Genomic DNA, 13,820 nt, shown 5'->3' on the forward strand with positions numbered 1-13,820 from the left:
TCTCTCGTTAGCGGGAGGCGAATTCTACAGCGTTACACGCTGCTGTCAACACCTGCTTTCTCCGCTTTCGACCGAGAAGATCGAACCGTCAAAAGAGCCAAACATCACCGCTCTTTCAACTCCTTCCAGGCTTCGATGAACTGAAGCAAGCCGCTGCCGAAAACTGCGTAACTCGTTGAATCTCAAGGAGTTTTCCGTTTCGACTGCGCCGGAAGTGGGGCGAATTATAGACTTCTAAAATTCGCCGTCAACCCCTAAATCCAACTTTATTCAGATTTCAACGTGATGCGTGCAAATGCCTTCTTGCCCGCCTGGCAAACGTGGGTCGCGCCCAGCACATATATAAAGGAGCGATCAACCACCTCACCATCCACACGCACACCACCGGAAGCCAACAAATCACGCGCAGCCGCCGAGTTCTTCACCAGCCCTGCCTTATTAAGGACGGCCGCAATCGGCATATCTTCAGCAGAGACCAGTTCGATCTCCGGCAGATCATCCGGCAGCTCACCATCCTTCATACGGTTACCAGCAGCGCGATGCGCATTGGCGGCAGCCTCCTCACCGTGGAAGCGCGCGACAATCTCTTCTGCCAGCTTGATCTTGATATCGCGCGGGTTAGCCCCTGCCTCTACATCCGCACGGAAGGCATCGATCTCATCCATCGAACGGAAGCTGAGCAGCTCAAAGTAACGCCACATCAGCGCATCCGGAATCGAAACCAGCTTGCCGTACATCACACCTGGCGCTTCCTGGATACCCACGTAGTTGCCCAACGACTTGGACATCTTCTTCACGCCATCCAGGCCCTCGAGCAACGGCATGGTCAGAATGCACTGAGCTTCCTGACCATAACCACGCTGCAGCTCACGCCCCATCAGCAAGTTGAACTTCTGATCGGTACCGCCCAGTTCGACATCCGCGCGCAGAGCAACCGAGTCATAACCCTGAACCAGCGGATAGAGGAACTCATGAATAGCGATCGGCTGATTGGTGGTGTAACGCTTATCGAAGTCATCACGCTCAAGCATACGTGCGACAGTGTATTGCGAAGTCAGACGAATAAAGTCCGCCGGCCCCATCTGATCCATCCAGGTGGAGTTGAACGCAACTTCGGTTTTCGCCGGATCCAGAATCTTGAACACCTGAGACTTGTAGGTCTCGGCGTTTTCCAAAACCTGCTCGCGAGTCAAAGGAGGACGCGTAGCGCTCTTGCCGCTTGGATCACCGATCATCCCGGTGAAGTCACCAATCAGGAAGATCACCTGATGCCCCAATTCCTGGAACTGGCGCAGCTTATTAATAAGCACGGTGTGACCCAAGTGCAGATCCGGGGCGGTTGGATCGAAACCAGCCTTGATACGCAGCGGCTGGCCGCGCTTGAGCTTCTCGATCAGCTCGGACTCGACCAATAGTTCTTCCGCACCACGTTTAATCAGCGCTAGCTGCTCTTCAACCGACTTCATAACAGACCCGCAAGGCTCAGATTCAAAGGGAACCAACCATACAAGATCGTGCACCAATTACAAGTTTTGCCCGGCGCACGGACACCAATCTGCAGACAGGGTGTCTGTAGACTTGCTTCGGGGATGATTTGGTTATATTTTATACAGTTATTTCATCTTCATCATGTCATTCATCTTTTCCAATTCATCTTTTTTCAAAGTCAAAATTACTTATGACCACTGAACCGTCTAAAGCGCCACCGCTTTACCCGAAGACCCACCTGCTTGCCGCAAGTGGAATCGCCGCCCTTCTCAGCCTGGCGCTCCTGGTATTTCCTTCCAGTGATGTTGAAGCAAAAAAGACGACCCTGAGCCTGGAACTGGAAAGTCCTGCTGAACAACTGACACAAGATCAAGACGCTGCTGACGCGATTCAAGCCACAAATGAGCCAGCAGTCTCACCTTTCGCCCAGATCGAAAACAGCACCGAAGAAACCCCGAAAACCGCTGAAGCCGCACCTGCCCCAGCTCCGGCTGCAGAGAAATCAAAAGCCCCGGGGCACCGCGAAGTCGTCGTCTCCAAAGGCGATACGCTCTCTACATTGTTCGAGAAAGTCGGTCTGCCAGCCGCTGCTGTGCACGAAGTGCTGGCCAGCGACAAACAAGCCAAACAGTTCAGCCAGCTCAAGCACGGCCAGAAGCTGGAGTTCGAATTGAACCCGGAAGGCCAACTGACCAGCCTGCACAGCAAGGTAAGCGACGTCGAAACCATTACCCTGACCAAGAATGACAAGGGCTACGCATTCAACCGCGTAACAGCCAAGCCGACCGTTCGCACGGCTTACGTGCACGGCGTGATCAATAGCTCCCTGTCACAATCCGCTGCCCGTGCAGGCCTGTCCCATAGCCTGACCATGGATATGGCCAGCGTCTTCGGCTACGACGTCGACTTCGCTCAGGACATCCGTCAAGGTGACGAATTCGACGTGATCTACGAGCAGAAAGTGGTCAACGGCAAGGCAGTGGGCACCGGCCCGATTCTGTCTGCACGCTTCACCAACCGCGGCAAGACCTACACCGCCGTGCGTTACACCAACAAACAAGGCAACAGCAGCTATTACACCGCTGATGGCAACAGCATGCGTAAGGCGTTCATCCGTACCCCGGTGGACTTCGCCCGCATCAGTTCGAAATTCTCCATGGGCCGCAAACACCCGATCCTCAACAAGATCCGCGCCCACAAAGGCGTCGATTACGCAGCGCCACGCGGTACGCCAATCAAGGCTGCCGGTGACGGTAAAGTGCTGCTGGCTGGTCGCCGCGGTGGCTACGGCAACACGGTGATCATCCAGCACGGCAACACCTACCGCACGCTGTATGGCCACATGCAAGGCTTCGCCAAAGGCGTGAAAACCGGCGGCAGCGTCAAGCAGGGCCAAGTGATCGGTTACATTGGTACCACCGGCCTGTCCACTGGACCGCACTTGCACTATGAGTTCCAGGTCAACGGCGTTCACGTCGACCCGCTGGGCCAGAAGCTGCCGATGGCAGATCCGATCGCCAAGTCCGAGCGCGCACGTTTCCTTGCGCAGAGCCAGCCGCTGATGGCGCGCATGGATCAAGAGAAGGCCACCATGCTGGCTTCGAGCAAGCGCTAAGCCATGGCTCTTTATATCGGCGTGATGTCCGGCACCAGTCTCGATGGGCTGGACATCGCCCTGATCGAGCAGACCTCGGCGATCAAACTGATCGCCACGCATTACATCCCCATGCCTGAAACCCTGCGCGCCGAGCTGCTTGGCTTGTGCGCCAGCGGCCCCGACGAGATTGCCCGCTCGGCGATCGCCCAGCAGCACTGGGTCAAACTCGCGGCACAGGGCATCCATACCCTCCTCGATCAGCAGCAACTAAAGCCTGAGGCCATTCGTGCAATCGGCAGCCATGGCCAGACCATTCGTCATGAGCCTGCTCGTGGCTTCACTGTGCAAATCGGCAATCCCGCACTCCTGACCGAGCTGACCGGCATTACCGTGGTCAGCGACTTCCGCAGCCGCGATGTGGCTGCTGGCGGTCAGGGTGCCCCGCTGGTACCAGCCTTCCATGAGGCTTTGTTCGAAGAGCGTAACGGTAACCGCGCAGTCCTGAATGTCGGCGGTTTCAGCAATCTCAGTCTGATAGAACCGACCAGGCCTGTAGCCGGTTTCGACTGCGGCCCTGGGAATGTGCTGATGGATGCCTGGATTCATCAGCAACGCGGCGAGAACTATGATCGCAACGGCCAGTGGGCAGCCACCGGCACGGTCGAGCCAGTCTTGCTGAAAGCTCTGCTCGGCGACCCGTTCTTCGTGACCAAAGGCCCGAAGAGCACTGGCCGGGAAGTGTTCAACCTGCCGTGGCTGGAGCACCACCTCTCAAGTTTGCCGAGCTTCGCTGCTGAAAACGTTCAGGCAACGCTGCTCGAACTGACGGCGCAGACCATCGTCGAGTCGCTGCAAAGCGCTCAATCCGATACGCGGGAAATGTTGGTCTGCGGCGGCGGCGCTCACAACGCTACGCTGATGAAACGCCTTGCCGACCTGCTGCCTAACGCCACCGTCGCCAGCACCGCCACTCACGGCGTCGATCCGGACTGGGTCGAGGCAATGGCCTTCGCCTGGCTAGCCCATTGCTGCCTCGAAGGCATTGCCGCCAATCGCCCGAGCGTCACCGGCGCCAAAGGCCTGCGGGTACTCGGCGCCATCTATCCCAACTGAATAAAACGCCAGCAACAAAAAACGCCGCAGAACCGTAAGGCTCTGCGGCGTTTTGTTGTGCGCAGCGGGGTGCGATCAGATCGAGAACGAAGAGCCGCAACCACAGGTCGTGGTGGCGTTCGGGTTCTTGATCACGAAGCGCGAACCTTCCAGACCTTCCTGATAGTCCACTTCGGCACCCGCCAGGTACTGGAAACTCATCGGATCGACCACCAGACTCACGCCTTCGCGCTCGACGATGGTGTCGTCCTCGGCCACATCCTCATCGAAGGTGAAGCCGTACTGAAACCCTGAACAACCGCCGCCCGTAACGAATACGCGCAGCTTCAAGCGATCATTCCCCTCTTCATCGACCAGGCTCTTCACCTTGTGCGCAGCACCTTGGGTGAATTGCAAAGCCGTGGGGGTGAAGGATTCGACGCTCATGCTGACTATCTCCCGGCGTTACGCCGCCATAATGCGTGATGACGCGCATTATCCGCTTGTCCTAGAAAATCGGTCAACTATTGTTACGGTATATCAATAAACCCGACCAACTGCCCAGAATGCAAAAAGGCCCGTTTGACGGGCCTTTTTGCTGTGTTGCCGAACGTGTTACGGCAGCATACCGGCGTGGGAGAGGCCGAAGCGCTCATCCAGGCCGAACAGAATGTTCATGTTCTGCACCGCCTGACCCGACGCGCCTTTGACCAGGTTGTCGATCACCGACAGCACCACCACCAGATCACCATCCTGCGGACGATGTACAGCGATGCGGCAGACGTTTGCGCCACGCACGCTGCGGGTTTCCGGATGGCTGCCGGCCGGCATCACGTCGACGAACGGCTCGTTGGCATAACGCTTTTCGAACAGTGCCTGCAGATCCACCGAACGATCAACCACGGTCGCGTAGAGCGTGGAATGAATGCCACGAATCATCGGGGTCAGGTGCGGGACGAAGGTCAGACCGACATCCTTACCGGCAGCGCGACGCAGACCCTGGCGAATTTCCGGCAGATGACGGTGACCTTTCACCGCATAAGCCTTCATGCTTTCCGACGTCTCGGAGTACAGCGAGCCTACAGACGCGCCGCGACCGGCACCGCTGACGCCGGATTTGCAGTCAGCGATCAGACGCGAAGTGTCAGCCAGACCCGCCTCAAGCAGCGGCAGGAAACCCAACTGCGTAGCGGTTGGATAGCAGCCGGGAACGGCGATCAGACGCGCCTTCTTGATCTGCTCGCGATTGACTTCCGGCAGGCCGTAGACCGCCTCGTCCAGCAACGCCGGCGCACCGTGTGGCTGGCCGTACCACTTGGCCCATTCTTCAGCGTCCTGCAGACGGAAGTCCGCGGACAGGTCGATAACCTTGGTGCCCGCAGCCAGCAGTTCACCGGCCAACGCATGGGCAACGCCGTGCGGTGTGGCGAAAAACACAACGTCGCACGCACCCAGGGTTTTGATGTCCGGCACGCTGAACGCCAGACCGTCGTAGTGGCCGCGCAGGTTCGGGTACATGTCAGCCACGGCCAGACCGGCCTCGGATCGGGAAGTGATCACCACCACTTCTGCCTGCGGATGCTGTGCCAACAGACGCAGCAGTTCGACACCGGTGTAACCCGTGCCGCCGACGATACCGACCTTGACCATAAACCTGCCCTCAACGAACCCACTGGAAAGCCGTCGATAATAGGGGCCGCGCGCCCCTGCGACAACCATCAAGGTGACGTGCGGACGCTCGAGCCTCTACTATCCCGGCTACCGTGAACCTGGGAATAACCAAAATGCTCTATCTGTGGATCAAAGCGTTTCACATCGTCAGTGTCGTGTGCTGGTTTGCCGGGCTGTTCTATCTGCCCCGGCTGTTCGTTTATCACGCGCAAAGTGAAGACGCGATCAGCAAGGAACGCTTCAGCGTCATGGAGCGCAAGCTGTATCGCGGCATCATGGGCCCGGCGATGATCGCCACGCTGATTTTCGGCGGCTGGCTCATCTACCTCAATCCGGGCATCTTCAGCATGGGCGGCTGGATTCACGCCAAGCTGACCCTGGTGGTGCTGCTGATCGGCTACCACCACATGTGCGGCGCGCAGGTAAAACGCTTCGCCCGTGGCGAGAACACCCGCAGCCATGTCTTTTATCGCTGGTTCAATGAAGTGCCGGTTCTGATATTGCTGGCTATCGTAATTCTGGTCGTGGTCAAGCCGTTCTAACTTCATAACAGCATCACACCTCGGGGGATTTCCAATGTCGTTGCCCGCTCTGCTCGAACAACGTCTGCGCTTGCCGGTAGTGGCGGCGCCGATGTTCCTGATCTCCAACCCGGAGCTGGTGCTCGCCTGCTGCCGTAACGGCGTGGTTGGCAGCTTCCCGGCGCTGAACCAGCGTGAAAGCAGCGGCTTCAAGGCCTGGCTGGAGCAGATTGAAGCGGGCCTGGCGACACTGGACAACCCGGCGCCGTATGCAGTGAACCTGATCGTGCACAACAGCAATCCACGCCTGCAGGCGGATCTGAACATCTGCGTCGAGCACAAGGTGCCGATTGTCATCACCAGCCTCGGCGCAGTGAAGGAACTGGTCGATGCCGTGCACAGCTATGGTGGACTGGTGTTCCACGACGTGACCACGCGCCGGCATGCCGAGAAAGCCGCCGAAGCCGGAGTCGACGGCTTGATCGCCGTCGCGGCGGGCGCCGGCGGCCATGCCGGCACCTGGAGTCCGTTTGCACTGATCGCCGAGATCCGTGAATTCTTCGATAAAACCCTGTTGCTTGCCGGATGTCTTAACCACGGCCATGAGATTTTGGCCGCACAGCTGCTCGGCGCGGATTTGGCCTACTTCGGTACGCGATTTATCGGCACCACCGAAAGTCATGCGCCTGACGCCTATAAGGACATGCTGCTGACGGCCAAGGCGGCGGACATCATTCATACTCCTGCAGTCTCCGGAGTACCGGCCAGCTTCATGCGTCAAAGCCTGGAGGCGGCGGGTTTCGACATGGCCGCGCTGCAAGGCAAGGGCGAGGTCAATTTCGGTGACAAGCTCAAACCGATCAACGATGAAGCCAAGGCCTGGAAGACCGTGTGGTCGGCCGGCCAGGGCGTGGGCCAGATCGACGACCTGCCGAGCGTCGACCAGTTGATCGCCCGGCTCGACGCGGAATATCGTCAGGCGCAGGAACGCGCGGCGCAATTGCCCAAACGCTGGCCGCGCTGAGAAAAATCAGGCCAGTGATCGACCGACTGGCCTTACACTTGCTGACTTTCAATTGATTCGCGACAAGGATGCCCCGACCATGAGCGAACCTCGTTACAAGATCGTTTTCGACGGTGCTCTGCAGCCCGGCGTCGATCTCACCACCGCCAAGCCCAATCTGGCGGCCCTGTTCAAAAGCGATGTTGCCGCCATCGAGCGCCTGTTCAACGGCAGCACCGTCGCCCTCAAACGCGACCTGACCCACAGCGATGCGCAGACTTATCTGCAAGCACTGAGCAAGACCGGGATCGATGCACGGATCGAAAGCGAAACGGCGATCGAACTGAGTCTGTCGGACGTGCATGAACAACCGGCGACTTTCAACGAACCCGCATCACCCTATGCGCCACCTCGGGCCAATGTCGGCGAAAACCTACCAGCATTCGCAGTGCTCAAGCCCTTCAGCGTCGAAGGCCGGATCGGTCGCCTGCGGTTTCTAGCCTGGACGATGGTACTGAGCCTGGTGACCCTGCCGATCGTGGGCATATTCGCCCTGCTCGCTCTCGGACTGGTCAGTGGCGACTCCACCACCGGCCTGATCATTGGCGGGATATTCGCGTTCTTCCTGTTCCTCGGCTTCATCATTGTCAGCATTCTGTTCAGCGTACAGCGCCTGCACGATATCGGCTGGTCCGGCTGGCTCTGGCTGCTGAACCTGGTGCCGTTCGTGGGCAGCTTCTTCCCGCTGGTGATCATGGTCGTGCCGGGCAACACCGGCGCCAACCGTTACGGCCCGCCACCGCCACCCAACAGCACCGCGGTCAAGGTGTTGTGCTCGCTGTGGATCGTGTTCTTTGCACTGGTATTTGCCGGCGGCATGCTGGGCGGCATCTCGGCCATTCAGCAGGAATACGAAAGCAACCTCGAGAGCAGCTATGAAAGCGGCTCGGTCACCACCGATGAAGTCGAGGTCGAGACTGAACCGGCGAATTCCGTGGACGATGCAGCCGAAGCGGCCCCGGCCCCTGTAGACTCTGCGAAAGAATGAACAACGCTCCCCGCCGTGACACCTGCGTCGCTGGCGCGGAGCTGTTGCGATGGAGAATTGCATGACCCGTTACGCTCTGATCACCGGCGCCTCCAGCGGCATCGGCCTGGCCATGGCCGAAGCGCTGGCCCGGCGCGGTCGCAGCCTGATTCTGGTGGCCCGCCAGCGTGATCAGCTGGAAAGTATCGCGATCGAACTGACCCAGCGCTTTGGCGTGGAGGTGTTGTTCCGCGCCTGCGACCTCGGCGAGCCATTGCGCTTGTCCGGCTTCCTGCTGGAACTGGAAGAAGGCGACCGGCAGATCGATCTGCTGGTCAATTGCGCCGGCATCGGCACCTGCGGCCCGTTCCTCGCCCAGGACTGGATGACCGAGCAGGACCTGATCGAAGTCAACATCCTCGCCCTCACCCGCCTGTGCCACGCCATTGGCAACAGCATGGCGCTGCAGGGCGGCGGACAGATCCTCAACGTCGCCTCGGTGGCGGCGTTCAATCCCGGCCCGTGGATGAGCACTTACTACGCCAGCAAGGCTTACGTATTGCACTTCTCCGAAGCGCTGCGGGTTGAACTGAAACAGAGCGCGGTCAAAGTCTCGGTACTTTGCCCCGGCCCGACCCGCACCGCATTCTTCCGCACCGCGCAGCTCAACAGCGACAAACTCAAGGACAGCAAACTGCTGATGAGTCCCGAGGAAGTCGCGCTGTACACCGTGCGTGCACTGGAGAAAAACCGCGCCATCATCATTCCGGGACGACGCAACCGCTGGCTGGCCTTCCTGCCACGCCTCGGCTCGCGCTGGCTCAATCGCACCATCGTCGGCATGGTCAACAAGGCTTACTGTCCGCGCTGAACTGTCCTACGGCAAAACACTGGGCGCGGTCATTTCCCATGAGTACACTCAGGCCAGCCCCCACAACGGAGAAAACAGCAGTGGATACTCTGTTCACCAAGATCATCAACCGGGAGATCCCGGCCAAGATCATTTACGAGGACGACCAGGTTCTGGCGTTCCACGACATCGCCCCTCAGGCACCGGTGCATTTTCTGGTGATCCCGAAGAAACCGGTGCGCACCCTCAACGACCTGACCGAAGACGACAAGGCACTGGCCGGGCACATTCTGTTCACTGCCCAGCGTCTGGCGCTGGAGCTGGGCTGCGAGGAAGGCTTCCGGGTGGTGATGAACTGCAATGAAAAAGGTGGCCAGACCGTCTATCACATTCATATGCACGTACTTGGTCAGCGCCAGATGAACTGGCCGCCGGGCTGATTCACTGCATCCGCCCCTGTAGGAGCGGGCTTGCTCGCGAAAGCGGAGTGTCTGACATTGATATTCTGAAGGTGCCGACGCCTTCGCGAGCAAGCCCGCTCCCACCAAAAGCATGACCGCGTGGCAAATGACCCAGCGCAAACCTTCCCCGGCCGATTCGGTTAAACTGGCGGTCGAGATTTTTCCCGGAGGTCAGCATGACTACCCAACGTCACTACTCGCCGATTGACCGTCTTCTGCTGCAAGCCGATGCCGCGATGCGTACCCTGCTGCCTTTCAGCGGCCAGCCGTACCGTCCGTCGCCTGCCATCGTGCAGCCGGATGTGCAGATGAGCGATGAAGACACCCGCCACGTCGCCGGCCTGATGCGCATCAACCACACCGGTGAAGTCTGCGCCCAGGCGCTGTATCAGGGGCAGGCGCTGACCGCCAAGTTGCCGCAGGTGCGTGCTGCCATGGAGCACGCCGCCGAAGAAGAAATCGATCACCTGGTGTGGTGCGAACAGCGCATCCATCAACTGGGCAGCCATACCAGCGTGCTCAATCCGCTGTTCTATGGAATGTCGTTCGGCATCGGCGCTGTAGCTGGTCTGATCAGTGACAAGGTCAGCCTTGGCTTCGTCGCGGCCACCGAGCATCAGGTGTGCAAACACTTGAACGAGCACCTGGAACAATTGCCGGCCGAGGACGAAAAGTCCCGGGCGATTCTGGAACAGATGCGCATTGATGAAGAGCATCACGCGGAGAGTGCACTGGATGCGGGTGGTTTCCGTTTTCCGGCGCCGGTGAAGTTCGGGATGAGTCTGTTGGCGAAGGTGATGACCAAGAGTACCTACAGGATCTGACTTCAGTGTTGTCTGGCAGGGCCCCTTCGCGAGCAAGCTCGCTCCCACAGGGTTCTGTTTCGGTAATAAAAAAGGCGACTACCGCACGGTAGTCGCCTTTTTTGTGCCCGGGAATCTTACGCCGGCATGTTGCGCGCGTAGAAGATTTCCAGCATTTCGTGTTTCACACGCTCGGTCACCTGAGCACGCTGCTCGGAGGACAGGTTGCTGGTGGCGTCGCCGAACAGGTAGTTATCCAGTTCGAAGTTCTTCAGCAGCATTTTGGTGTGGAACAGGTTTTCCTGGTACACGTTCACGTCGGTCATCTGGTACGCGTCGCGAGTGTCTTCGGAAAGGTAGTTCTGGATCGAGTTGATCTCGTGGTCGATGAAGTGCTTGTTGCCTTCAACGTCACGGGTGAAGCCGCGCACACGGTAATCCACAGTCACGATGTCCGAATCGAACTGGTGAATGAGGAAGTTGAGCGCTTTAAGCGGTGAAATGACACCACAGGTCGACACGTCGATGTCCACACGGAACGTCGCAATACCGGCGTCCGGATGGATTTCCGGATAGGTATGCACCGTGATGTGACTCTTGTCGAGGTGGGCAAGGATGATTTCGGGCAATGGACCCGGGGACTCTTCGATCTGGCTGTCAGTCGGGGTCACCGGCTCTTCCGAGATCAGAATCGTGACGCTGGCACCCTGAGGCTCATAGTTCTGACTCGCGATGTTCAGAATGTTGGCACCAATGATTTCGACAACTTCCGTGAGGATCTGCGTCAGGCGTTCGGCGTTGTACTCTTGATTGATGTACTCGACGTAAGCCTGCTGGTCTTGCGGGGTTTCCGCGTAGCAGATGTCATAGATGTTGAAGCTCAAGGTCTTTGTCAGGTTATTGAACCCGTGGAGCTTGAGTTTGCTTTTCACCGTTAAAAACTCTCTATGTATGCGGCGCAGCCGCGTGATCAAGCATGCCCGTCAAGTGCGAACAACGCACCTGCGTAGGACGGTTAACACCTCTTCGCGATGGCGATTTTGGTTATCTGTTCAGGCGGACGATCCGTCGGTTGACCGATCACTGCCCTGAAAAAAGTGGCGCATTATGCAGACGTCAGCGAGGGATCGCCAGAGTCTGCACTGCTTTTATGATAGTTGAATGTCGATTCAACCGAGCTCGACGATTTCATAATCGTGAGTGATCGCCACGCCGGCCGCGCCGAGCATGATCGAGGCCGAGCAATACTTCTCGGCAGACAGTTCGATGGCGCGCTTGACCTGGGCTTCTTTCAGGCCACGGCCCTTGACCACGAAGTGCATGTGGATCTTGGTGAACACCTTCGGATCTTCGGTCGCGCGCTCGGCTTCGAGGAACGCTTCGCAGCTTTCAACCGCCTGACGCGACTTCTTCAGGATGCTGACCACGTCGAAGTTGCTGCAACCGCCAACGCCCAGCAGGAGCATTTCCATCGGGCGAACACCCAGATTACGACCACCGGCGTCCGGCGGTCCGTCCATGACCACAACATGTCCGCTACCGGATTCGCCGAGGAACATGGCTTCGCCAGCCCATTGGATGCGTGCCTTCATCGCCAAGACTCCACTGTAGAAAAAAGGGTCGCCAGCTTAGCACAGGCCTTTGCTCTGGCAGCGCCCGGCGTTCCTAGGACGGATGCCTCAGCTGCGTAGGTAATTTCTCGAATTTTCGACGAAGTGTCTGGTAAGCTGGCGCCAATTCGCTGGCGCCAATTGTCAGCCTGTGTAGCGACCGCCTTCAACGCCTCATAAAAAAATCAAACATCACCGTGCAGTCTTTTCGGGATACAACCATGGTTGCTATTACCCCCACACCCAAAATCAAGAACCTCGACAAGCTGTTGATGCATTGCCAGCGCCGTCGCCATGCGGCCAAGAGCAACATCATCTGCGCCGGCGATCGCTCGGACACGCTGTACTTCATCATCAAAGGTTCGGTCACCATCTTGATCGAAGATGACGACGGCCGCGAAATGATCATCGCCTACCTCAACGCCGGGGACTTCTTCGGCGAGCTGGGTCTGTTCGAACAGGCAGGCCAGGAACAGCAACGCAGCGCATGGGTGCGGGCCAAGGTCGAATGCGAAATCGCCGAAATCAGCTACGTGAAGTTCCGCGAACTGTCGCAGCAGGATCCAGACATTCTTTACGTCCTCAGCGGACAAATCGCCCAACGTCTGCGCAATACCACGCGCAAGGTCGGCGACCTGGCGTTCTTCGACGTTACCGGTCGCGTGGCCCGCTGCCTGCTGGAGCTGTGTAAGCAGCCCGACGCGATGACCCACCCGGACGGCATGCAGATCAAGGTGACCCGTCAGGAAATCGGCCGGATTGTCGGTTGTTCGCGGGAGATGGTCGGTCGCGTGCTCAAGGATCTTGAAGAACGCAACCTGGTCGATGTGAAAGGCAAGACCATGGTGGTCTTCGGCACGCGCTAAGCGCACAAAATCAGGCGCTGTAGACCTGCGCCAGCATCAGACGAAACAGCTCATCCAGACGCGCCAAAGCCGTTGGCGCGACGAACTTCTCATGCAGGGCGATGTGGCTTTCGGCGCGCACCCGCTGCTCCAGACCGCAAGCCTCGTTGAAGCGATTGACCGCTGCAACCATCGACTCGCGCTCGTTATCCATCAGCATCGCCCCGTGCACCAGCCCCACCGGACGCTGCCCGCCCTGACTCTGGCGCCAGCGCTGAGCGGTGCCGACCATCTTGCGGCCGTCGAGATTGACGTTGAAACGACCGTCGCAGAACGCGCCGTCGATTTCGCCCAACGACGACACACCACCCAACTCATCGAGCAATTCACAGATCGGATCACACAGGCGCCGGTAACCGGTTTCGATGCGGTTCAGATCGCCCTCGCTGCGGGGCGGGGCGTAAACCAATGCGATGTTGATGGTTGAAGCGGATTGCGGGACCGGTTCACCGCCGGTTTCCCGCAGCAAGACTGGCCAGCCGGCAGCAGCGGAGACTTCACAGGCGTGGTCAAAACCGGGCAGACGATTGAGCCGGCGCGGCATGACCAGAGCGCAATCGCTCGGTTGCCAGAACAGCAGGCCGAATTCGGCGTCGCCGGCGCAGATCGAGGCCAACAGGTCTTGCTCGGCCTTGAGGCCGGCTTCGATGGTCAGGGGGGTTGGCAGCGACATGGAGAACTCCGGCAGATCGTAAATCTTCGGGAAATTTGAAGGCCCTTTCGCGAGCAAGCCCGCTCCCACAGGGGGAAATGCATTCCAAATGTGGGAGCGGGCTTGCTCGCGAAGGGGTC

Annotated in this window: 15 protein-coding genes; 9 read left to right on the forward strand and 6 right to left on the reverse strand. The window is 58.7% G+C overall.

Going from position 1 to position 13,820, the window contains the following annotated elements:
* Positions 1–266: 266 nt before the first annotated feature.
* Complete coding sequence (gene tyrS, locus E4T63_RS25285) at positions 267–1,466, reverse strand: tyrosine--tRNA ligase (protein ID WP_098965875.1); 1,200 nt, start codon at positions 1,464–1,466, stop codon at positions 267–269.
* 212 nt (positions 1,467–1,678) lie between these two features.
* Here tyrS and E4T63_RS25295 point away from each other — a divergent pair, with 212 nt between their 5' ends.
* Together E4T63_RS25295 and E4T63_RS25300 are read left to right on the forward strand one after the other, a co-directional pair.
* Complete coding sequence (locus E4T63_RS25295) at positions 1,679–3,103, forward strand: peptidoglycan DD-metalloendopeptidase family protein (RefSeq protein WP_135296671.1); 1,425 nt, start codon at positions 1,679–1,681, stop codon at positions 3,101–3,103.
* Between the two features lie 3 nt (positions 3,104–3,106).
* Positions 3,107–4,198, forward strand: a complete 1,092-nt coding sequence (locus tag E4T63_RS25300; RefSeq protein WP_135296672.1) for an anhydro-N-acetylmuramic acid kinase — start codon at positions 3,107–3,109, stop codon at positions 4,196–4,198.
* 75 nt (positions 4,199–4,273) lie between these two features.
* On the opposite strand, the gene erpA is transcribed toward E4T63_RS25300, so the two are convergent.
* Together erpA and argC are read right to left on the reverse strand one after the other, a co-directional pair.
* On the reverse strand, positions 4,274–4,624 hold the full coding sequence (gene erpA / locus E4T63_RS25305) for an iron-sulfur cluster insertion protein ErpA (protein ID WP_003228776.1): 351 nt from the start codon (positions 4,622–4,624) through the stop codon (positions 4,274–4,276).
* Positions 4,625–4,792: 168 nt separating this feature from the next.
* Complete coding sequence (argC, locus tag E4T63_RS25310; RefSeq protein WP_007966420.1) at positions 4,793–5,827, reverse strand: N-acetyl-gamma-glutamyl-phosphate reductase; 1,035 nt, start codon at positions 5,825–5,827, stop codon at positions 4,793–4,795.
* Between the two features lie 134 nt (positions 5,828–5,961).
* Between argC and hemJ the strand changes: the two genes are divergently transcribed.
* From hemJ to coq7, 6 genes are all read left to right on the forward strand, one after another.
* On the forward strand, positions 5,962–6,390 hold the full coding sequence (hemJ, locus tag E4T63_RS25315; protein ID WP_098965883.1) for a protoporphyrinogen oxidase HemJ: 429 nt from the start codon (positions 5,962–5,964) through the stop codon (positions 6,388–6,390).
* A 34-nt stretch (positions 6,391–6,424) separates the two neighbouring features.
* Positions 6,425–7,393: an NAD(P)H-dependent flavin oxidoreductase gene (locus E4T63_RS25320; RefSeq protein WP_135296673.1), complete on the forward strand. Its 969-nt coding sequence runs from the start codon at positions 6,425–6,427 to the stop codon at positions 7,391–7,393.
* Between the two features lie 79 nt (positions 7,394–7,472).
* Entirely contained in the window at positions 7,473–8,420 is a 948-nt protein-coding gene (locus E4T63_RS25325) for a DUF805 domain-containing protein (RefSeq protein WP_135296674.1), read from the forward strand.
* Between the two features lie 61 nt (positions 8,421–8,481).
* Positions 8,482–9,270 (forward strand): SDR family NAD(P)-dependent oxidoreductase, encoded by a 789-nt coding sequence (locus tag E4T63_RS25330; RefSeq protein ID WP_027610739.1) that lies wholly within the window; start codon positions 8,482–8,484, stop codon positions 9,268–9,270.
* A gap of 80 nt (positions 9,271–9,350) precedes the next feature.
* Positions 9,351–9,689 (forward strand): histidine triad nucleotide-binding protein, encoded by a 339-nt coding sequence (locus tag E4T63_RS25335; protein ID WP_003228789.1) that lies wholly within the window; start codon positions 9,351–9,353, stop codon positions 9,687–9,689.
* Positions 9,690–9,886: 197 nt separating this feature from the next.
* On the forward strand, positions 9,887–10,534 hold the full coding sequence (gene coq7, locus E4T63_RS25340) for a 2-polyprenyl-3-methyl-6-methoxy-1,4-benzoquinone monooxygenase (protein ID WP_027610738.1): 648 nt from the start codon (positions 9,887–9,889) through the stop codon (positions 10,532–10,534).
* Positions 10,535–10,650: 116 nt separating this feature from the next.
* Here the strand turns inward: coq7 and speD are convergent, their stop codons facing one another.
* Positions 10,651–11,445, reverse strand: coding sequence for an adenosylmethionine decarboxylase (gene speD / locus E4T63_RS25345; RefSeq protein WP_027610737.1), 795 nt, complete (start codon positions 11,443–11,445; stop codon positions 10,651–10,653).
* A 237-nt stretch (positions 11,446–11,682) separates the two neighbouring features.
* Positions 11,683–12,105 carry an OsmC family protein gene (locus E4T63_RS25350; RefSeq protein ID WP_003228794.1) on the reverse strand — a complete coding sequence of 141 codons (423 nt, stop codon included), beginning with the start codon at positions 12,103–12,105 and terminating at the stop codon, positions 11,683–11,685.
* Between the two features lie 239 nt (positions 12,106–12,344).
* Here E4T63_RS25350 and crp point away from each other — a divergent pair, with 239 nt between their 5' ends.
* Complete coding sequence (gene crp, locus E4T63_RS25355) at positions 12,345–12,989, forward strand: cAMP-activated global transcriptional regulator CRP (protein WP_007966430.1); 645 nt, start codon at positions 12,345–12,347, stop codon at positions 12,987–12,989.
* 10 nt (positions 12,990–12,999) lie between these two features.
* On the opposite strand, the gene E4T63_RS25360 is transcribed toward crp, so the two are convergent.
* A complete protein-coding gene (locus E4T63_RS25360) occupies positions 13,000–13,701 on the reverse strand; it encodes a lipoate--protein ligase family protein (RefSeq protein WP_098965890.1) in 702 nt (233 codons plus the stop codon).
* Between the last annotated feature and the right edge of the window lie 119 nt (positions 13,702–13,820).

This window comes from Pseudomonas fluorescens (assembly GCF_004683905.1).
Classification (GTDB): domain Bacteria; phylum Pseudomonadota; class Gammaproteobacteria; order Pseudomonadales; family Pseudomonadaceae; genus Aquipseudomonas; species Aquipseudomonas putida_A.